18 protein-coding genes are annotated in these 19,123 nt (G+C 72.2%); 14 read left to right on the forward strand and 4 right to left on the reverse strand.

The features are described 5' to 3' along the window. Window positions 1-32: 32 nt before the first annotated feature. The gene (locus ACQPZZ_RS10580; protein WP_432931168.1) at window positions 33-902 is read left to right on the forward strand and encodes a hypothetical protein; all 870 of its coding nucleotides are present in this window, start codon (window positions 33-35) and stop codon (window positions 900-902) included. 50 nt (window positions 903-952) lie between these two features. Here ACQPZZ_RS10580 and ACQPZZ_RS10585 read toward each other — a convergent pair whose 3' ends face one another. After that, window positions 953-1,942, reverse strand: coding sequence for a hypothetical protein (locus ACQPZZ_RS10585; RefSeq protein ID WP_432931170.1), 990 nt, complete (start codon window positions 1,940-1,942; stop codon window positions 953-955). Window positions 1,943-2,147: 205 nt separating this feature from the next. Between ACQPZZ_RS10585 and ACQPZZ_RS10590 the strand changes: the two genes are divergently transcribed. The 6 genes from ACQPZZ_RS10590 (at window position 2,148) to ACQPZZ_RS10615 (ending at window position 10,219) form a co-directional block, all read left to right on the forward strand. Continuing rightward, window positions 2,148-2,465 carry a hypothetical protein gene (locus ACQPZZ_RS10590; protein ID WP_363644233.1) on the forward strand — a complete coding sequence of 106 codons (318 nt, stop codon included), beginning with the start codon at window positions 2,148-2,150 and terminating at the stop codon, window positions 2,463-2,465. Between the two features lie 144 nt (window positions 2,466-2,609). Further along, a complete protein-coding gene (locus ACQPZZ_RS10595) occupies window positions 2,610-6,149 on the forward strand; it encodes a WD40 repeat domain-containing serine/threonine protein kinase (protein WP_432931172.1) in 3,540 nt (1,179 codons plus the stop codon). A 77-nt stretch (window positions 6,150-6,226) separates the two neighbouring features. Next, window positions 6,227-6,421 carry a hypothetical protein gene (locus ACQPZZ_RS10600; protein WP_363644229.1) on the forward strand — a complete coding sequence of 65 codons (195 nt, stop codon included), beginning with the start codon at window positions 6,227-6,229 and terminating at the stop codon, window positions 6,419-6,421. A gap of 38 nt (window positions 6,422-6,459) precedes the next feature. Further along, window positions 6,460-7,176, forward strand: coding sequence for a nucleotidyl transferase AbiEii/AbiGii toxin family protein (locus ACQPZZ_RS10605; protein WP_432931174.1), 717 nt, complete (start codon window positions 6,460-6,462; stop codon window positions 7,174-7,176). A 140-nt stretch (window positions 7,177-7,316) separates the two neighbouring features. Beyond that, entirely contained in the window at window positions 7,317-9,104 is a 1,788-nt protein-coding gene (locus tag ACQPZZ_RS10610; protein WP_432931175.1) for an ABC transporter ATP-binding protein, read from the forward strand. 296 nt (window positions 9,105-9,400) lie between these two features. After that, a complete protein-coding gene (locus tag ACQPZZ_RS10615) occupies window positions 9,401-10,219 on the forward strand; it encodes an alpha/beta fold hydrolase (protein ID WP_432931177.1) in 819 nt (272 codons plus the stop codon). Here the strand turns inward: ACQPZZ_RS10615 and ACQPZZ_RS10620 are convergent. The 3 genes from ACQPZZ_RS10620 to ACQPZZ_RS10630 are packed head-to-tail and all read right to left on the reverse strand — an operon-like array spanning window position 10,216 to window position 12,167. Next, window positions 10,216-10,965, reverse strand: a complete 750-nt coding sequence (locus ACQPZZ_RS10620; protein WP_432931179.1) for an ABC transporter permease — start codon at window positions 10,963-10,965, stop codon at window positions 10,216-10,218. The genes ACQPZZ_RS10615 and ACQPZZ_RS10620 overlap by 4 nt on opposite strands. Before the next feature lie 19 nt (window positions 10,966-10,984). Beyond that, window positions 10,985-11,602: a DUF4162 domain-containing protein gene (locus ACQPZZ_RS10625; RefSeq protein WP_432931181.1), complete on the reverse strand. Its 618-nt coding sequence runs from the start codon at window positions 11,600-11,602 to the stop codon at window positions 10,985-10,987. A 13-nt stretch (window positions 11,603-11,615) separates the two neighbouring features. After that, a complete protein-coding gene (locus tag ACQPZZ_RS10630) occupies window positions 11,616-12,167 on the reverse strand; it encodes a PadR family transcriptional regulator (RefSeq protein ID WP_432931183.1) in 552 nt (183 codons plus the stop codon). 39 nt (window positions 12,168-12,206) lie between these two features. On the opposite strand from ACQPZZ_RS10630, the gene ACQPZZ_RS10635 reads away from it, so the two are divergent. The 7 genes from ACQPZZ_RS10635 to ACQPZZ_RS10665 all read left to right on the forward strand — a co-directional run bounded on the left by ACQPZZ_RS10635 (window position 12,207) and on the right by ACQPZZ_RS10665 (window position 19,120). After that, the gene (locus ACQPZZ_RS10635; RefSeq protein WP_432931185.1) at window positions 12,207-12,581 is read left to right on the forward strand and encodes a hypothetical protein; all 375 of its coding nucleotides are present in this window, start codon (window positions 12,207-12,209) and stop codon (window positions 12,579-12,581) included. A 74-nt stretch (window positions 12,582-12,655) separates the two neighbouring features. Further along, complete coding sequence (locus ACQPZZ_RS10640) at window positions 12,656-13,342, forward strand: SDR family oxidoreductase (protein WP_432931187.1); 687 nt, start codon at window positions 12,656-12,658, stop codon at window positions 13,340-13,342. Window positions 13,343-13,409: 67 nt separating this feature from the next. Further along, window positions 13,410-14,753, forward strand: a complete 1,344-nt coding sequence (locus ACQPZZ_RS10645) for a formimidoylglutamate deiminase (protein WP_432931189.1) — start codon at window positions 13,410-13,412, stop codon at window positions 14,751-14,753. 75 nt (window positions 14,754-14,828) lie between these two features. Beyond that, a complete protein-coding gene (hutI, locus tag ACQPZZ_RS10650) occupies window positions 14,829-15,977 on the forward strand; it encodes an imidazolonepropionase (protein WP_432931191.1) in 1,149 nt (382 codons plus the stop codon). 224 nt (window positions 15,978-16,201) lie between these two features. Further along, entirely contained in the window at window positions 16,202-17,134 is a 933-nt protein-coding gene (locus ACQPZZ_RS10655) for a sigma-70 family RNA polymerase sigma factor (protein ID WP_363644210.1), read from the forward strand. A 334-nt stretch (window positions 17,135-17,468) separates the two neighbouring features. Further along, window positions 17,469-18,785: an ammonium transporter gene (locus ACQPZZ_RS10660; RefSeq protein ID WP_363644208.1), complete on the forward strand. Its 1,317-nt coding sequence runs from the start codon at window positions 17,469-17,471 to the stop codon at window positions 18,783-18,785. Next, window positions 18,782-19,120 carry a P-II family nitrogen regulator gene (locus ACQPZZ_RS10665; RefSeq protein ID WP_030510869.1) on the forward strand — a complete coding sequence of 113 codons (339 nt, stop codon included), beginning with the start codon at window positions 18,782-18,784 and terminating at the stop codon, window positions 19,118-19,120. Before ACQPZZ_RS10660 ends, ACQPZZ_RS10665 begins: the two co-directional genes overlap by 4 nt. Window positions 19,121-19,123: the final 3 nt, after the last annotated feature.

Below are 19,123 nucleotides of genomic sequence, written 5' to 3' on the forward strand. Positions count from 1 at the left end.
GCACTAGCATCGGGATCTGGGGGAAACGCTTCATGACCGACTGGTTCCGGGAACGCGTCGTCGAGGCGCACCGCCTGCCGTTGTTCTGGTTCTTCGTCGCGTTGATCACGGCGTTCGTCTTCACGCGGGTGAACGTACGGCTGATCAGGGCGCGAGTGCGGTGGCTGGGCAACATCAGCGTGGGCGAGATGCACATCCACCACGTGGTGTTCGGCGTGGTGCTCACGCTGCTGGGCGGGGTGGCCGGGCTGGTCCTTTCCGGTGTCTCCACGGGGTGGTACTCCTTCTCCTCCGCCGTGTTCGGCGCGGGCGCCGCGCTCGTGCTCGACGAGTTCGCGCTGATCCTGCACCTGCGCGACGTCTACTGGCAGGAGAAGGGCCGCACCTCCGTGGACGCGGTCTTCGTGGCGATCGCGGCCACCGGCCTGCTGCTGCTCGGGTTGCGCCCGCTCGCCTGGAACGGCGCGGACGGCGCGGACGGCGGAGGCGGCTGGACGGCCGCCGCGTTCCTCGTCGTCAATCTCGTCTTCGCCGTGGCCACCCTGCTCAAGGGGAAGATCTGGAGTGGCCTGCTGGGGCTGTTCGTGCCGCCGTTGCTGTATGTGGGAGCGGTGCGGGTGGCCCGTCCCGGCTCCCCCTGGGCCCGCTGGTTCTACTCGGAGCGGGCGAGACGGCCCCGGCCGCGGCTGATGGCCAAGGCGGTTCATCGGGAGGAGCGCTGGCGTCGCCCGGTCATCAGGGCGAAGATCGCGGTGCAGGAGTTCGTCTCCGGCCGCCACGATCTGCCCGCGCCGGAACCGCCCGTGCGGCACCACCGGCGGCGGGTCGTGTCCCCGCGTCCCCGGCCGGGGACGGACCACTCCGGGCGCCACTGGCGGTCGGGCCGGCCCCGTGCCCGCTGAAAACCCCTGAGAACCAGAGGCCCCCGACAAGCAGCAGCCCGCGTACGCGACTAGACAGCGGTTCGGGACCGTCCCGTCGGCGGCGTCGAGGTCGTCGAAGCCCCCACGGTCGCCTGCCCCTGGGAAGTGGTGGCGTAGCAAGGGGGCAGGGGCGCCGGCACCACCGCGGCCGGGTCCAGGACGGCGCGACGCTCGCCCTTCCCGTTCGAGGGGCAGCGGTAGTCGCGGCTGATGCGGATGTCGGCCACTCCGGGGGCGAGGCGGTAGGTCGCGAACGGCATGGTGCACTCGCTGTGACCGTCCTCCCAGCGCAGCCACACCACGTCGTCCTTGCGCGGGTTGACCATGGCCACCGTGTCACGGCTGTCGTTGAGGGACTGATAGTCGTCGGTGACGTCGCGGAACCGGCCGGTCTGCCCGTGGTCGTAGAAGCAGACGCTGGGCGCGTCGCACCGGTTGGGATCCTCACCGCGGACCAAGGGGATCTCGCCGTTCGCGGGCCGTAGGAGCAGGGTCACAACCGTGGCGATCAGCGCACCCGCCACGAGCCCGGCGAGGCCGGCCAGTAGGACGCGGCCACGGCTCGGCCGGGTGGGCACGGGATCGGGGGGCATCGGCTCGGAGACCGAGCCCGGAGCGTGGACCGAGGGTGTCGTCTCCTCGGCCTGCCGGGTGGCGGGCTCGAGATCACCGGGGCCGGCTATTCGCCGCCAGGCGTCCTGCCACCGGGCGATCTGAGCCCCGATCTCCTCCGGCGACAGGTCGCAGGCGGACAGGCACGCCGCCACGTAGGCCTCGACGAAGGCCAGCCGCGGCAGGCCGGGCAGCCCCCGACCGTTGAGGATGTAGGACACGGTGCTCGCCGGCAGGGCATCCACCTGGTGGCCGTCGGGGGTGGCCGAGCGGCCGGCCAGGTGACGCAAGCGGCGCAGCGAGGGCTGTCCCGCCCAGGTTCTGAGCCGCTTGAGCACGTCGATGAGTTCTTCGGCGCTGTGCGCCTCCGCCGGATCCGGCGGAGGCGAGGTCACCGCGTCGCTCATGTAGAGACCCACCTTCCTGAGGGACGGGAACGGGACGGTCGGACGGTCCCCTCTGGCGTCGTGCTTCCAAGCCTGTCGTACAAGATCGGCCAATCGCGTGCAATTGTGTTGCGTCGCTTGTTGGACACCTGTCTTCCCAGGTGAGCTGGCAATGCCTGGCCCGAGTCCAGGTGAACTGCCACACCGGAGACAGGAGAAGGAAGCCATGCGGTTCAGCAAGAAGATCGCACTCCCCATCGCGGCGTCCGCGGGAGCGGCCGCGCTGCTGTTGTCCACCGGCGGAGCGGCCTCCGCGGCCACCGCCCAGGCGCGCAGTCCCCTTCCCGGGTGCGTGCACTGGCACCTGTCGAGCAGCGGCGTCACGGACCACCTCAGCGTGACCAACGGCTGTGGCGCGGGTCACTACCTCAAGGTGATCCTGGCCCATCGCAGGGACTTCAAGTGCACGTACTTCGCCCCCGGTCACACCTGGAACTTCTCGTGGAAGTGGCCGGGCAAGTTCTCCGCCCTGCACAACTGCTGACGCGGAGCGGCTCCGCGGCGCGACCGCACGCGCGGGAACATCTCACGGGCCCAGGTGTTCCCGCGCGCCTGCGTACAGGCCGGCGCAGAACCCATCCGCGCCCGGCGGCGTCCAATCCCACGTGCAGGCACGAGGGGTGAACGCATGACGGGGACGCTGCTGCCGGAGGATCCGGAGCGGCTGGGGGAGTACTGGCTGTCGGGGCGGCTCGGCTCCGGCGGCCAGGGCGTGGTCTACGAGGCGTACGACGGCGAGGGCCGCCGGGTGGCGGTCAAGGTGCTGCACGGTGACGCCGCGGCGGATCCCGAGCTCAGGGAGCGGTTCGGCCGGGAGGCCGCGGCCGCCCGGCGGGTGGCGTCGTTCTGCACCGCGCCGGTCATCGCCGCCGAACTGGACGGGCCCAGGCCGTACATCGTCAGCGAGTACGTCGAGGGGCGGAGCCTGCGCCGGGCCGTGCAGGAGGGGCACGTCTTCGCCGGGGACGGCCTGCACAGGCTCGCGACCGCGATCGCCACGGCGCTGACCGCCATCCACGAGGCTGGGGTCGTCCACCGCGATCTCAAGCCCGACAACGTGCTGCTCGGCCCGGACGGCCCCCGCGTGATCGACTTCGGTGTCGCCAGGACCCTGGAGATGTCGCTCACCAGCACCGGTCTGGTGGCCGGAACGCCGACGTACATGGCGCCGGAGGTGTTCACCGGGCAGCGCGCGGGCCCCGCCGCCGACGTGTTCGCCTGGGGCGGGATCGTGCTGTTCGCCGCCACCGGCGCGGATCCGTTCCGGGCGGAGAGCCTGGGCGGGGTGATGCACCGCGTGCTGTCGGCCGATCCCGACCTGTCCGTGCTGCCCGAGCCGCTGCGGCCGCTGGTCGGCGCGGCCCTCGTCAAGGACCCGGCCGCCCGCCCGTCCGCCCGCGACCTGCTGATGGCGCTGATCAGCGGGGGCTCGCGGGTGGAGACGGCGCGGCTGCTCGCGGAGGGCAGCCGGGCGGCGCGGGCCGTGCACGCGGAGGGGCATGCGGAGAGCGAGCCCGACCCCGGCCTGGGCGTGCTCGCCGAGAACGCCTACGACGCGCTCGGCCCGGCGGAGCGCGACCTGGTGCCGCAGATCTTCCTCCGGCTGGTCACGGCCGGTCCGGAGGGCGAGCTCGCCACCCGCAGGGCGGCCGAGGACGAGTTGCCGCCCGGCTCGGGCGAGGTGCTCCGGATGTTCACCTATGTGCTGTCGCGCAAGGACGGCGAGGTGGGCCTCGCCCGCCCGGCGCTGCTGCGCGCCTGGCCCAGGCTGCGGGCCTGGCTCGCCGACGAGTGGGACGGCCTGCCGGTGCACGCGGAGATCCGCCTGCGGGCCCGGCAGTGGGCCGCGGCGGGCCGCCGTCCCGCCGACCTCATGCAGGGCGGCCGCCTGGACGCGGCCGTGGGCTGGGCGGCCACCGGCAGGCGGCGTCTCGCCCTGAACGCCCTGGAACGCGAGTTCCTCGACGCGTCGGCCGCGCTGACCCGCCGGCGTGCACGTGGCCGCCGTCTGCTCACGGCCGCCCTGGCCGTGCTGCTCGCGCTGTCCCTCGCGGGCGGCGGCCTGGCGGCCTACCAGGGCAGCCGGATCGCCGCGCAGCGCGACCAGATCTCCGCGCAGCGCGACCGGGCGGGCGGCCGGGAGGCGGCGCTGCGCGCCGGGACCCTGCGGACCACCGACCCCACCGCCGCCATGCTGCTGAGCGTCGCCGCCTGGCGCCTCGACGGCGGCTCCGAGGCCCGGTCGAGCCTGATGTCCTCGCTCTACCAGCCCGAGATCGCGGCCCTGCGGCCGTTGCCGGCCGTCGGGTTCCCCGCGATGAGCGGCGACGGGCGACGGCTGGTCACGGCGTCGGACCGCGAGATCGACGTCATCGACGTGGCCGGGCGGCGAGTCGTGCGGCGGATCACGACGACCGAACTGCGCGAGGACGCCCTGGAGGCCGTGGCGGTGAGCCCCACGGGCCGGTCGGCCGTCGTGCTCACCACCACGAAGGCGGTCGTGTGGGACCTGGCCACCGGCCGGATCCGTGGCCGGCTGACCGTCTACGGCGCCGAGGGCGGCGCGGACGCCGAGTTCGACGACGAGTCCCGGATCTCGCTCATGGTGGACGGCAACGGCTTCGTGTGGGACCCGGCGCGCGGCACGACCTACGGCCGGGAGGTGAACGGCGAGGGCGGCTGGCAGGGTTTCGCGCCGGTCGTGTCCAGCCGGGCGGGACTCGCCGCGGTGACCGACCTCGGCCGCATCGACGTCCGGCGGATTCCCGGCGGGGCACCGGTTCCGGCGCTCGGGCGCGCCTGCCCGCGGAACGCCGCGGTCGCGGCCTTCAGCCCGGACGGCAGGGTTCTCGCCTGCGCGGGAAGCGAGATCCACCTCGTTTCGACGGCCACGGGCGCCCGTGTCGCGCCCACGGCCGACCAGGACGTCTGGACGTGGAACGACAACGGCACGAACGAGCCGGGCAACGCCACGACGAGCGGGCTGCGGTTCAGCGCCGACGGGCGGTTCCTGGTGGGGTTCGCCGACCGGAGCGTCCGGGTGTGGCGGGTGCGCGACCGCGTCCAGGTGCTCGGCTATCGCGCCGAGGACCAGGTGCAGGACGCCCGCCTCGACCCCGACGGGCACACGTTGCGCTATCTCCTCGACGACTCCGTGGTGAGCCTCGGCATCCGGCCGCGCACCGCCGCGACACACCCGCTGCCCGGCTACGGCGCGACGCTGAGCCCCGATGCCCGGTGGGCGGTGCTCAAGTCGGTGTATGACGACAAGCCGCTGCGGCTCTGGGACGTGTCGCACCGCCGGCTGGCGGGACCGATGCCGGGGACGACCGACTTCGGCTCCCCGGTGTCCGACCGGGCCGGTGGGACGATCGCCGTCCAGACCTCGTCAGCCGACCGGTTGCAGGTGTGGGACGCCGCCGGACGCAGGGCGCTGTGGCGTTACCGGGTGCCCGAGGGACTCGTCATCGACGGCAAGGCGTTCACACCGGACGGGCGCGTCCTCGCCGCGTCACTGGTCCGGGGCTCGAACGGCCCCGGACCCGACCTGGCCCGCCTGCTCGAATGGGACGCCCGCACCGGCCGGAAGATCGTGGACGTCGCCCTCGGCCGCCAGGCGGGCGGGATCGCCTTCGACGCCGGCGGGCGGACGATCGTCACCGGCGGGGGGCGTTTCCTGGACCCGGCGACCGGCAGGGAGACGGGTGATTCCTTCACCCCGGGCGAGGCCTTCGCGATCAGTCCCGCCGGGAACATGATCGCCGTCGGCGGCGGCACCGGACGGATCTTCCTGTGGACCGTCAAGGGCCCGGCCCTGGTGCCGCCGGCGCTGCACGGGGCCATGGAGCGGGTCGACGCCATGTCCTTCTCGCCGCGGGGAGACCTCCTGGCAACGGTGAGCGAGAACGGGACGGTCCAGCTCTGGGACGTGCGGGCCGGACGACGTCTGGGCGGCGCCGTCACGCTGCCCGAATTCGGCGACTACAGCCTCGCGTTCAGTGCGGACGGCACGCGCCTGTACGTGGCCGACCAGAGCGGGGCCCTGTTCGAGATGCCGGTGGACGGGGAGTCCGTGGCACGGCAGGTGTGCGCGCGGGCCGGGCGAACCCTGACCGGCCAGGAGTGGGCGCGCTATCTGCCGGAGACGCCCTACCAGAAGGTGTGTTGATCATCTGAAGAGCATTTCGGCCGGTTCTGTGGGTATTTCAGGTGATGTAAGAGCTGTTGGGGGCGGGAGGGGTGGCAATGGAGTCTCGCGAGCGGTTCGTGTTCCAACGGATGGCGGCCCAGCTCAAACGGGAGGCGGCGCTGCTCACAGGCGACCGGCTGATGGCGGCGGAGGCACGCGGTGAGGAGGCCGAGGCCGACCTGTGCCTCACCTGGTACGAGATCATGGATACCGTCCGGGAGATCCGCCTGTTCTACGGGGTGCCCGGATGAGGGATCATCACGGTGGGTGCGCGGGCGATACTGAGATGGTGACCGCGTCTTCCGCCTTTCCGGCGCCCTCCTTCCCGGGGCCTCCGTTCCACCTGCGCCTCGTCGAGGACGCGCGGCCCGTCCTCGACCGGTACGGCCTGCTGCTCGCCGGCGGCTACGCGCTGGCGGCGCACGGGTGCACGTCTTGGCCGGGCGGCGACCTCACCTTCGCCACCGGCGGGGAATCCCCGCTGGCGGAGATCGGCGAGGCGCTGGCCGAGGCGTTCGGGAGCACCGGCCTGTCGGCCGAGGTGTGCGAGGCCGGCGCCCGCATCGGGCGCGTCGTCGTCACCGACGAGCTCACCGGACAGTCGTGCGAGGTGACCCTGCTCCGCGAGCCGTTGCGGGACCGGCCCGCCGACATCGGGCCCTGCCGGGTGCTCGGCCTGGACGACGCCGTGGGTCTCAAGGTCCGCGCCCTGCGGGACCGCGGTCTGCCGCGCGACTTCGCCGACGTGGCCGCGGTGTCCGGCCTGTACTCCTTCCGCCTGCTCGAACAGCTCGGCGCGCGGTACGACGACGAGTGGCGGGTGGAGGACCTGGTCGAGCGGCTGGAGACCGTCGACCTGCTCGCCGACGAGGGGTTCGGCGGACTGACCGAGGAGGGCGTCGCCGAGGTGCGCCGCTTCGCGTACGCCTGGGCGGAGGACATCAAGCTGCGCCGCGTCGACGACGGCGACGCCGAGTTCGACCTCGACGTCCCCGACGTGGACTGAGCGCGAAACAGGTCCGGACGCTTTCCCGAATCCCGGTCCGCGAGATATCCCTTGGTGCGCTCGTGGCCGCGCGCACCGGCGTTCCCGGTGAATTAGGGTCTCCGGAAGATCGCACGCCGGGTTCGCGTGAAGGGGGCTCCATGGGGACGGAGGACGACGGCGCCGACGGCGGTCAGCCCGCGCCACGGCTGAAGGCGTCCCTGGGGGAGCGCGCCTCCTGGCGGGTGCTGCTCGACCAGGTGCGTCCCCATCGGCGGGTGCTCCTGCTGGGTGGCCTGCTCAGCCTCGTCGGCAGCCTCGCCGGGCTCGCCATGCCGGTCATGGCCAAGCGGGTGATCGACGCGTTCGGCGAGGGGAACACGCTGGCGGGCCCGGTGCTCGGGCTGTCGCTCGCGGTGCTGGTCGGCGCGCTGATCTCGGCGGGCGGGCGGTTCCTGCTGGAACGGACGGGCGAGACGATCGTGCTCGACTCGCGCCGCGGTCTGGTGGACCGCATCCTGCGGCTCACGGTCTCCGACGTGGACCGGCTCAAGCCCGGTGACCTGCTGTCGCGGGTCGGCTCCGACACCACTCTGCTTCGGGCCGTCTGCACGGACGCGCTGGCCTCGCTGGTCGGCTCGGTCTTCACGTTCCTGGGCGCCGCCGTGATGATGGCGATCATGGACGGCCTGCTCCTGGTCGTCACGCTCGCCGTCGTCGCGTTGGTCGGTCTCCTGGGCGTGGTCATCGCCCCGCGCATCCGTCGTGCCTCGTTGCAGGCGCAGGTGGCGCTCGGCGAGATGGGCTCGGTGCTCGACCGGGCTCTGCAGGCGTTCCGCACGGTCAAGGCCAGCGGCGCGGAGGCGCGGGAGACCGCCGTGGTGAGCGCGGCGGCGGTCGAGGCGCGCGACCGGGGCGTGGCCGCGGCCGCGTGGACCTCGCTGGCCGGGGTCGGCGCGTGGATGTCGATCCAGCTCGCGTTCCTCGCGGTGCTGGGAGTCGGCGGCGCGCGCGTTGCGGCGGGGGCGATGGAGATCTCCGCCCTGATCGCGTTCCTCATGTACCTGTTCTACCTGGTCTCCCCGATCGGCCAGATCATCCAGAGCCTCACCCAGATCCAGAACGGCCTGGCCGCCGTGACCCGCATTCAGGAGATCGCCACGCTGCGCACCGAGCCCGCCGCCGCCCCCGTGGCGCGGGCGGGCGGTGAGCCCGTCGGCGTGACGTTCTCCGGCGTCGTCTTCCGGTACGGCGAGGACCGGCCGGTGGTCCACCGCGACGTGACGTTCGAGGTGCCGGCGGGCGGCATGACCGCGCTGGTCGGTCCCTCGGGCGCGGGCAAGTCCACGGTGTTCGGCCTCCTGGAGCGGTTCTACGAGCCGCAGGAGGGGACGATCACCGTCGGCGGGCGGGACATCCGCGACTGGCCGCTCGGCGAGCTGCGGGCCATGCTCGGGTACGTCGAGCAGGACGCCCCGGTGCTGGCCGGCACGTTCCGGGAGAACCTCGTCTTCGGCGCGCCCGGGGCGACCGACGAGGAGATCGACGTCGCCCTCGCCCGTACGCGCCTGGACGACCTGGTCGAGCGGCTGCCGGAGGGGCTGGACACACCGGTCGGCCATCGCGGCGTCCTGCTGTCGGGCGGCGAGCGGCAGCGGGTGGCCATCGCCAGGGCGCTGCTGCGCCGGCCCCGGCTGCTGCTGCTCGACGAGGCGACCTCCCAGCTCGACGCGGTCAACGAGATGCGGCTGCGAGAGGTCGTCGCGGAGGTGGCCCAGGCAACGACGGTCCTGGTGATCGCCCACCGCCTGTCCACCGTCACCGGGGCCGACCGGATCGTGGTGATGGAGGCCGGACGCGTGCGGGCCTGGGGCACCCACGACGAGCTCGTGGCGGCCGACGACCTCTACCGCGAGCTGGCCGCCACGCAGTTCCTCGTCTCGTCCTGACCGGGAGCCCGCGCCTGTCCGCAGGCGCCGATGGCGAAGCCGTGAGCAGCCCTTACACCAGGCCACAGCTTCTTTCGACCGGGAACCGGGAAGGTCGGTGGTGCGTAACCTCTCCTTCACCACCGCCCGGTTGCCGGAGCTCACGCGCGTGCGGGCGCGTCCGGTGATCCTGGGCGGAGGCGGGGCGCCGGGCCGATCGGGCCGGGCGCCCCGCCGTCCGTTACCTTCCCCGTAATCGATCTTCTGCCCGCGTCCGGACAGGCTTCGGCTGTCGAACCGAGACGGCGGGAGTGGACATGTTCTTCGAGACCTTCGACGGCACGCGGCTGGCCTATGAGGACTACGGCCAGGGTGAGCCGATCCTTTTCCTGGCGAGCTGGGTGCTGCACAGCGACATGTGGGAGTACCAGCTTCCGTTCTTCGTCGAGCACGGCTACCGGTGCGTGTTGCTGGACCGGCGCGGGCACGGCCGCTCCGACCGCCCCTCCACGGGCTACGACCTGGACAGCCTGGCGGACGACGTGGCCGCGCTGATCGAGCACCTCGACCTGCGTGGAGTGACGCTGGTCGGGCACTCGGCGGGCGGCGCCGAGGTCGCCCGCTACCTCGCCAGGCACGGCGAGGAGCGCGTCGCCAGGGTCGCGTTCGTCTCCGCCGTCGTGCCGTTTGTCAAGCGGACCGAGGACAACCCGGACGGTATCCCCGAGGAGGCGCTGCGGGCCACCCTCGCCCAGTTCGCGACCGACCGGCCGAAGTGGTTCGCCCGGCAGGCGCAGGTGTGGTTCGCCACGCACCTCGGCAACGACGTCTCCCCGGCCCTCACCGACTGGATGCTCGCGCAGTGCCTGTCGGCCTCGCCGTGGGCGACCGCGCGGGTGTTCGAGGCGATCTTCCACGCCGACCACCGGGAGGGGCTGCGCGTGATCACCGTCCCCACGCTCGTCGTGCACGGCGCCGCCGACATGTCGGCGCCGGTCGAACTGACCGGCCGCCGTACGGCCGCGCTCGTCCCCGGGGCGGTCTACAAGGAGTACCCCACCGCCGGGCACGGCCTGTTCGTGACCCACAAGGACGCCCTGAACGACGACCTGCTGGCCTTCCTCAAGAACAGTTAGCCGGCGAGGTGCCGCATGGAGCGGACCGACCAGGCGAGGGCGGGCACCGCCAGCACCGCCATCAGCACGAACGCGAGCGCCACGTGGCCGTCCGCGAGGTCGCCGGCGAACAGCGCCCGCCCGGCCTCGACCGCGTGGTAGAGCGGGTTGACCTGGGCCACGGTCCGCATCCACGCCGGGGCGAGCGACATCGGCAGCAGGATGCCGGTGAACAGGATCAGCGGCAGCGCGAAGAACTGCAGGATCTGCGACATGCCGTTCTCGTCCCGCACGGCCAGGGCCAGCCCGTACGACAGGCCGGAGGCGAACAGGCCGGTCAGGGCCATGAGCACGAGCATCAGGGCGACGCCCGGCAGGCTGGGCCGCATGCCCATGAGCAGCGCCACCACGATGATCAGCGCCGCCTGCGCTACCAGCACGATCATGTCGCGCAGCGTCCGGCCCAAGACGATGGCCGGGCGGCTCGCCGGGCTCGCGGCGAGCCGTTCGAGGACCCCGCTGCGGATCTCGGCGATCATGCCGAATCCCACGAACAGCGAGCCGAACAACGCGATCATCACCATCACGCCGGGCGTGAACATGGCGAGCGTCCGCTCGTCCGGCACGCCGGGCATGGTGTTGGCCAGCAGCGGGGCGAACAGCAGCAGGTAGAGGACGGGCTGGAGGAGGCCGAACAACGGCCAGACGGGGTTGCGTGCGGTGTTGCGCAGCTCGTAGGCCAGAAACAGGCCGGTGTGCTTCAGCATCGTCGGACCTTCCGGGGGTTCAGGCCGCGTCGCGGAGCGAGCGGCCCGTCTTGTGCAGGAAGACGTCGTCGAGCGTGGCGCGGTCGAGCGTCACGGACTCCAGGGCCAGGCCGTGCTCGGTGAGCGTGGCCAGCAGGTGCGGCAGCGCCCGCTCGCCGTCGTCGAGGTAGACGCGCAGCAGGCCGGCGTCCGCCCTGACCTCCCTCGTGTACGGCAGGCCGTCCAGCACCCGCGCCGCCTCACGCGGGCCGGACACGCGCAGGGACACCACGTCGCCGGCGATCTCGCGCTTCAGTTCTGCGGGTGTCCCGGCCGCGACGACGAGCCCGTGATCGACGATGACCAGGCGGTCGCACAGCGCGTCGGCCTCGTCCAGGTAGTGCGTGCTGAGCAGGACACTCGTCCCGCCGTCGCGCAGCGCCCCGATCTGGTCCCACAGATGGGCCCGGTTCTGCGGATCGAGGCCGGTCGTGGGCTCGTCGAGGAACAGCAGCGGCGGCCGGTGGACCAGGCCGAGCGCGATCGCGACGCGCCGCTTCTGGCCGCCGGACAGCGTGCGGGCCGCCCGGCCGCCGCGACGGCCCCCGGGGCCGCGCGTGCGGTAGGTCTTGCGCAGTCCGTGCGCATCAATGATCATTTTTACTCCTCGGTCAGGGGATGTCGTCGCGCTCGATGCGGGCGATCGCCTGTTCCAGCCACTCCAGCTGCGCGCGGTACTCGGCCGCGCTCAGCACCAGGCACTCGTCCACGTGCCTGGGGGCGTCCGCCGCGCGCTTGGCGTCGCGAGCCCGCTCGAAGCTCGCGAACCCGGCGCGCAGCCGCTCGGTCCTCTCCCGTACGGCCGACAGCAGGTCGGCCTTCGGCAGCCGGTCCATGAACGTCAGCGCGACCTGGAACGGATCGACGATCGGCATGATCTCCGACCAGTGCTCGCGCAGCCGCCGGTCGAACTCGGCCCGCCCGTCCGGCGTGATCGCGTAGACCGTGCGCCCGCGTCCGCCGCCCGGCCCGGCGCCCTCGTCGCTCTCGATCACCTCGAGCAGGCCTTCCTGGGCCATCTTTCCCAGCGCGTGATAGATCGAGCCGAAGGCGACGTTGGCCCAGTGCTGGGCGCCCCACAGTTCGAGCGTCTTGCGCACCTCGTATCCGTGCAGCGGCCCGTCCAGCAGCACGCCCAGGATCAGCACTCGCGTCGATGACATACTCAAATTTGTATACAAATTTGAGTATTGTGGTCAACCATGAGCCCTGAAACAGACAGGCACGAGATCCGCAGGGACGACGACGGGGCCCTGCTCGGCTACGTCCACCGGGCCGGTGAGGGGTGGGAGCCGCACACCGTGTTCGGCTATCCCATCGGCGCCGCCGGGCCGTACGAGCGGGCCGAGCAGGAGGTGCGCCGCGCCGGCCTCGACGTGCTCGCCGGGCAGTGGGAGTTCCTGGAGGAAGGCGAGTGGTACCGCTGCGTGATCCTCGAGGCCGCCGCCCATGAGGTGCGGGTGCGGCCTGTGGACCACCGCTACCCGCACCACCTCTACTCCCTGACTCTGGAACACCCCAATCCGCGGACCCTGCGCCCCGGCACAGTGATCGAACACGGTGATCGAGCACGGTGATCGAGCACGGTGATCGAGCGGGTCGGCCGGACTCCGCCACGGCCGGTCCGGCGCGACGTTCTAAGGTGAGGTCCATGCGACCCACGGCTCTGATCACCGGCGCCTCACGGGGGGTGGGGGCGGCGATCGCCCGCGCCCTCGCCCCGACGTACGAACTCCTCCTGGGAGGGCGGGACGGCACCGCGCTCGACGCGATGTGCGCCGAGCTGCCGGCCGCCCGCCCCTGGGCGGTGGAGCTCACCGAGCTCACCCCGGCCGACGTCGAGGGGATCGACCGGCTCGACCTGCTGGTGCACAGCGCGGGCATCGCCAGGCTCGGCCACCTCGCGGACATGCCGGCCGAGGTGTGGCGGCGGACGATGGACGTCAACGTCATCGCGGTCGCCGAGCTGACCCGGCTGCTGCTGCCCGCGCTGCGCGCGGCCCGGGGACACGTCGTGCTGATCAACTCCGGCGCCGGGCAGCGGGCCAACCCCAACTGGGGCGCCTACGCCGCCAGCAAGTTCGCCCTCCGCGCGTACGCGGACGTGCTGCGCGAGGAGGAGCACGCCCACGGCGTACGCGTCACCTCGATCTTCCCCGGGCGGGTGGACACGGATATGCAAAGGGACGTCCGTGCCCAGGAGGAGGGGCCGTACGAGCCGGGAAGGTATCTGGAGGCGGAATCGGTGGCGAGGGCCGTCCTGGCCGCGGCGACGGCGACGCCCGACGCCCACGTCACCGAGATCACCGTGCGGCCGGCCGCGGGGCCCTCCCGCTGACGGACGTACGAGGCACGGGGGACGGACGCTCACCTTTCGATTCACACGTCGCCCACCTGGAGGACCGGTGCACGTGACTTACTGGTGCGAGATGGCATGGCTGCCGCCGGGCGAGGTCGTCGAGAGCGTCGTCGTCGGGGTGGAGGGCCGCCGCATCGGGGAGATCAGGCCCGAGGCGCCGCCTCCTCCGGGAGCCGTACGGCTCGCCGGGCTCACCCTGCCCGGCCTGGCCAACTGCCATTCTCACGCCTTCCACCGCGCACTGCGCGGCCACACGCAGACCGGCCGCGGCAGCTTCTGGACCTGGCGCGAGCGGATGTACGCGGTCGCCGAGGCGCTCGACCCGGACCGCTACCTCGCCCTGGCCACCGCGACGTACGCCGAGATGGCGCTCGCCGGGATCACCACCGTGGGCGAGTTCCACTACCTGCACCACGGCCCCGGCGGCAGGCCGTACGCGGACCCGAACGCGATGGGCCACGCGCTGGTCGAGGCGGCCGGGCGGGCCGGGCTGCGCATCACCCTGCTCGACACCTGCTACCTGACCGGCGGCATCGGCGAACCCCTCGTCGGCACCCAGCTGCGCTTCGGCGACGGGGACGCCGAACGCTGGGCGGCCAGGGCCGACGATCTCGCGCGGGCCCACGAGGGCGAGGAGGACGTGGAGATCGGCGCGGCCATTCACTCCGTGCGCGCGGTGCCCCCCGAGCAGATGCACGTCGTGGTCGACTTCGCCCACCGGAACACCGGGCCGCTGCACGCGCACGTCTCGGAGCAGCGGGCCGAGAACGAGGCGTGCGTCGAGGTCTACTCGGCCACACCCGTCCAGGTGTTGCACGACCACGGCGCGCTCGGGCCGCGCTCGACCGCCGTCCACGCCACCCACCTGTCCGACGTGGACGTGGCGCTGCTCGGCGGCTCCACCACCCACGTGTGCATGTGCCCCACCACGGAACGCGACCTCGCCGACGGCGTCGGCCCCGCCCGCAGGCTTCTCGAGGCCGGGTCGCCCGTCACGCTCGGCACCGACAGCCAGGCGGTCATCGACCTGTTCGAGGAGGCCAGGGCGGTGGAGCTGGACGAACGGCTGGTCACGGGCGAGCGCGGGCACTGGCCCGCCGCGCAGCTCCTGCACGCCGCGACCGCCGCCGGGCAGGCGTCGCTGGGCTTCCCCGACGCCGGGTGCCTGGTGCCCGGCGCCTGGGCCGATCTCGTCTCCGTCCGGCTCGACTCGGTCCGTACGGCCGGCGCGACGAAGGCCTCGGCGGTGGAGTCGGTGGTGTTCGCCGCCACCTCCGCCGACGTGCACTCGGTGGTCTCCGGCGGCCGGCGGATCGTGGAGGACGGGCGGCACGTGCTGGGCGACGCCGGCGCGCTGCTGCGCGACGCGCTCGCCCCACTGCGTCCCTGACCCGTTCCGGACCGAGCCGGTGGGTTTGCGTGGCGCGCGCCCTGGCGAGGATGACAGGACGTGGGATCGAGCGGCATGACATCGACGGTGTTCACGGGAATCGGGCTGCTGTACACGGCGGACCCCGAGCGGGAGGAGATCGAGGACGCCGCGCTGGTCGCGGAGAACGGCGTGGTCCGGTGGATCGGGCGCTCCGCCGACGCGCCGCCCGCCGACGAGCGGGTCGACGTGGAGGGACGCGCCGTCATCCCGGGATTCGTGGACAGCCATGCCCACCTGGTGTTCGCCGGCGACCGCACCGAGGAGTTCGCCGCGCGGACGGCGGGGCGCCCCTACACCGCGGGCGGCATCCGCTCGACCGTCGCCGCGACCCGGCGGGCCACCATCCCCGAGCTGGTGTCGACGACCGCGCTGCTGGTGGCGGAGATGACCATGCAGGGCACGACGACGTTCGAGATCAAGAGCGGGTACGGCCTCACCGTGGAGGACGAGCGCCGCAGCCTGGAGATCGCCCGCCAGTTCACCGAGGAGACGACGTTCCTCGGGGCGCACGTCGTGCCGCCGGAGACGACCGCCGACGACTACGTCCGGCTCGTGACCGGCCCGATGCTGGAGGCGTGCGCGCCGTATGCCAAGTGGGTGGACGTGTTCTGCGAGCGCGGGGCGTTCGGCGAGGAGCACAGCAGGGAGGTGCTCGCGGCGGGCCGCAAGGCCGGGCTGGGGATCAGGGTGCACGCCAACCAGCTGGGAGAGGGGCCGGGGGTGCGGCTGGCCTGCGAGATGGGGGCGGCCTCGGCCGACCACTGCACCTACCTTCACGACGCCGACGTGGACGCGCTCGCCGCGAGCGGGGTGGTCGCCACCCTGCTGCCGGGCGCGGAGTTCTCCACCAGGTCGCCCTACCCGGACGCGCGGCGGCTGCTCGACGCGGGCGTCGCCGTGGCCCTCGCCACCGACTGCAACCCCGGCTCCTCGTTCACCACGTCGATGCCGTTCTGCGTCGCCCTGGCCGTGCGCGAGATGGGCATGACGCCGCTTGAGGCCGTGCGGGCGGCCACCCGCGGCGGCGCGCGGGCGCTGCGGCGCACCGACGTGGGCACCCTGTGCGCGGGCTCCCGCGCCGACCTCGTCATCCTGGAGGCCCCGTCGTACGTCCACCTGGCGTACCGGCCGGGAGTGCCGCTGGCGGCGCAGGTGTGGCGCGCGGGACGCCGCCTCGTTTGAGCCCGGGAAACCTGGGTAAACGCCTTTTTTCCCGGTCTCGCATCCTCCTTGGGGAGGAAAACGAAACCATTCCGGGGTCGTATTCATTCGGGGAATCTTTGCCATGGATCGGCCGTTGAGCGGGTCAGGAGCAGGAAACCGGGGGCCGTGCCGAGCGGGGCGGACACGTCCGGTCAGCCGGCTCACATAATGCATATCGCGGCGGCGGAACGAGGTGCCATCGGATGGCGACGGGGAATCGGACGCAGGAACAGCACGTCTCTGACCGGGATCTGCTGGGGACGTATCTGGCCGAGATCGGCCGCGTCCCGCTGCTGACCGCGGAGCAGGAGGTCGAGCTGGCCAAGCGCATCGAGGCGGGATTGTTCGCCGAGCAGTTGCTCGACAGCGGACGGACCGAGCCGAAGATCGCGGACGCGACCGACGAGGAGCTGGAGCGCATCGCGATCTCGGGGCAGCGGGCGAAGGACGAGTTCATCCAGGCCAACCTGCGCCTTGTGGTGGCGGTCGCCAGGAAGTACTCCGGACGGGGGATGCCGCTGATCGACCTGGTGCAGGAGGGCAACCTCGGGCTGGTCCGCGCGGTGGAGAAGTTCGACTACCGCCGGGGGTACAAGTTCTCGACCTACGCGACCTGGTGGATCCGGCAGTCGGTGGGCCGCTCGATCCACGAGCAGGCGCGGCCGGTGCGGCTGCCCACCCACGCCGGTGAGCAGATGACGCGGCTGATGCGGGTGCGCAGGGACATGCTGGCGGAGTTCGACGCCGAGCCGACCGACGCCGACCTCGCCGCGGTGCTCGACCTGCCGATCGAGCGGGTGCAGGAGCTGCGCCGCTGGGCCTCCGATCCGGTCTCCCTCCAGCTCGGCGTGGGCGACGAGGACGAGACCGAGCTCGGCGACATGATCGCCGACGAGACGTGGGCGGACCCCGAGCAGCAGGCCATGGCCACGCTGGACAAGGAACGGCTGGAGCAGTGGCTGACCGGCCTGGACGGCCAGATGCGCGAGATGCTGCGCTGGCGGTACGGCCTGGTGGACGGCCGCGAGCACACCCTCACCGAGGTGGGGGAGCGTTACGGCATCGGCCGTGACCGCGCCAGGCGCATCGAGCGCGACGCGCTGACGCGGCTGCGCAAGATGGCCACGGCCGCCTAATCGCGAGTCCCGGCCGGAGGGCCGGGGGCCACGGGCCGTCACGACGGCTCCGAGGCGGCCGCGACGCCCGCCCACGCGGTGCCCGCAGGCCCGCCCTCGACGACGCGCACCCGTTGCGGGTGCGCGTTTCGTCGTTCTGAGCACGTCCGAAACCGGCCCGAAACACGTCGGCGGTGAGTTTCACACATGTGAAACACGCATGGTCGTGGGCTGAAACGGCGGAAGAACACGCTGTCGCCAACGTCAGTGCGCCAGCCGGCCGATGGTGACCCCGAGCGAAGCCACTGAGGGAGTGATAACCGGCCACACGCCAATTGTAAGGAGGGCCGCGTCGGTGAAGATCGATACCGGCACCACCGCCTGGATGATCACGGCCACCGCACTGGTGCTGCTGATGACGCCCGGGCTCGCGTTCTTCTACGGGGGCATGACCAGGGCGAAGAGCGTCCTGAACATGATGATGATGTCGTTCGTCAGCATCATCACCGTCACCATGGCCTGGGTGCTGTACGGGCACTCGCTGGCCTTCGACGCCTTCGGCGACGGGGACAACTGGGTCAACAAGCTCATCGGCGGCGGGGACGCCCTGGGCCTGCAGAGCCTCATCGACACGACCACCAAGGACGACGGCACCGGTATGCCGAGCCTGGTGTTCTCGGCCTTCCAGCTCACCTTCGCCATCATCACCGTGGCCCTCATCAGCGGCGCCATCGCCGACCGGGCGAAGTTCGGCGCGTGGGTCGTCTTCGGCCTCGCCTGGGCGACGCTCGTCTACTTCCCGGTCGCCCACTGGGTGTGGGGCGGCGGCTGGCTGGCGAACCTCGGCATCGAGGACTTCGCGGGCGGCACGGTCGTCCACGTGAACGCGGGCGCCGCCGGCCTCGCGCTCGCGTTCGTGCTGGGCAAGCGCACCGGGTGGCGCAAGGACCCGATGCGCCCGCACAACCTCACCCTGGTGCTGCTCGGCGTGGGCCTGCTGTGGTTCGGCTGGTTCGGCTTCAACGCGGGCTCCGAACTCGCCGTCGACGGCACCGCCGGTCTCGCGTTCATGAACACCCAGGTCGCCACGGCGGCCGCCGCCGGCGCCTGGATCCTCGTGGAGAAGCTGCGCGACGGCCACTCCACCACCCTCGGCGTCGCCTCCGGCGCGGTCGCCGGCCTCGTCGCCATCACCCCCGCCTGTGGCTTCGTCGACCCGTGGGCGGCGCTCGTGCTCGGCCTCGTCGCCGGCGCGGTCTGCGCGTACGCGGTGGGCCTGAAGTATCGCCTCGGCTTCGACGACTCGCTCGACGTGGTCGGCGTGCACCTGGTCGGCGGCGCGATCGGCGCGGTCTCGCTCGGCATCATCGCCCGCTACCCCTTCGCGGACGGCCAGAACCAGGGCCTCATCTACGGCGGCCCGATCTCCCAGCTCGGCGTGCAGGCCCTCGGCCCTGTCGCGGTCGGCCTCTACTCCTTCATCATGGCGTACGTCATCGGCAAGATCATCGACAAGACGATGGGCTTCCGGATCAACCAGGAGGACGAGGTGACCGGCATCGACATCACCACCCACGCCGAGACGGGGTACGACCTCGGCACCGTCCACTCCTCGGGAGTGGCCTCCGTCAACGGGCCCGTGCCCGCGCCTGCGAAGAAGGTCGACGCATGAAACTCATCACCGCAGTCATCAAGCCGTTCAAACTGGACGACGTGAAGGCCGCACTGGAACAGTTCGGCATCAAGGGCATGACGGTCTCGGAGGCCAGCGGTTACGGCCGTCAGCGCGGCCACACCGAGGTCTACCGCGGCGCCGAGTACCAGGTCGACCTGGTGCCCAAGGTCCGGGTCGAGGTGCTCGCCGAGGAGGACGACGCCGAGGACGTCATCGACGTCATCGTCAAGGCGGCGCAGACCGGCAAGATCGGCGACGGCAAGGTCTGGTCGGTCCCCGTGGACACGGTCGTCCGGGTCCGCACCGGGGAGCGCGGGCCGGAGGCGCTGTAAGCG

The organism is Microbispora sp. CA-135349 (assembly GCF_050947365.1).
Lineage (GTDB): Bacteria > Actinomycetota > Actinomycetes > Streptosporangiales > Streptosporangiaceae > Microbispora.

Coding starts and splice junctions, on each gene's coding strand:
- ACQPZZ_RS10620 (WP_432931179.1), bottom strand. CDS start 10,965: ATGCTGAAGCACACCGGCCTGTTTCTGGCCTACGAGCTGCGCAACACC.
- ACQPZZ_RS10595 (WP_432931172.1), top strand. CDS start 2,610: ATGACGGGGACGCTGCTGCCGGAGGATCCGGAGCGGCTGGGGGAGTAC.
- ACQPZZ_RS10610 (WP_432931175.1), top strand. CDS start 7,317: ATGGGGACGGAGGACGACGGCGCCGACGGCGGTCAGCCCGCGCCACGG.
- ACQPZZ_RS10625 (WP_432931181.1), bottom strand. CDS start 11,602: ATGATCATTGATGCGCACGGACTGCGCAAGACCTACCGCACGCGCGGC.
- ACQPZZ_RS10580 (WP_432931168.1), top strand. CDS start 33: ATGACCGACTGGTTCCGGGAACGCGTCGTCGAGGCGCACCGCCTGCCG.
- hutI (WP_432931191.1), top strand. CDS start 14,829: ATGACATCGACGGTGTTCACGGGAATCGGGCTGCTGTACACGGCGGAC.
- ACQPZZ_RS10590 (WP_363644233.1), top strand. CDS start 2,148: ATGCGGTTCAGCAAGAAGATCGCACTCCCCATCGCGGCGTCCGCGGGA.
- ACQPZZ_RS10585 (WP_432931170.1), bottom strand. CDS start 1,942: ATGAGCGACGCGGTGACCTCGCCTCCGCCGGATCCGGCGGAGGCGCAC.
- ACQPZZ_RS10655 (WP_363644210.1), top strand. CDS start 16,202: ATGGCGACGGGGAATCGGACGCAGGAACAGCACGTCTCTGACCGGGAT.
- ACQPZZ_RS10635 (WP_432931185.1), top strand. CDS start 12,207: ATGAGCCCTGAAACAGACAGGCACGAGATCCGCAGGGACGACGACGGG.
- ACQPZZ_RS10630 (WP_432931183.1), bottom strand. CDS start 12,167: ATGTCATCGACGCGAGTGCTGATCCTGGGCGTGCTGCTGGACGGGCCG.
- ACQPZZ_RS10600 (WP_363644229.1), top strand. CDS start 6,227: ATGGAGTCTCGCGAGCGGTTCGTGTTCCAACGGATGGCGGCCCAGCTC.
- ACQPZZ_RS10615 (WP_432931177.1), top strand. CDS start 9,401: ATGTTCTTCGAGACCTTCGACGGCACGCGGCTGGCCTATGAGGACTAC.
- ACQPZZ_RS10665 (WP_030510869.1), top strand. CDS start 18,782: ATGAAACTCATCACCGCAGTCATCAAGCCGTTCAAACTGGACGACGTG.
- ACQPZZ_RS10640 (WP_432931187.1), top strand. CDS start 12,656: ATGCGACCCACGGCTCTGATCACCGGCGCCTCACGGGGGGTGGGGGCG.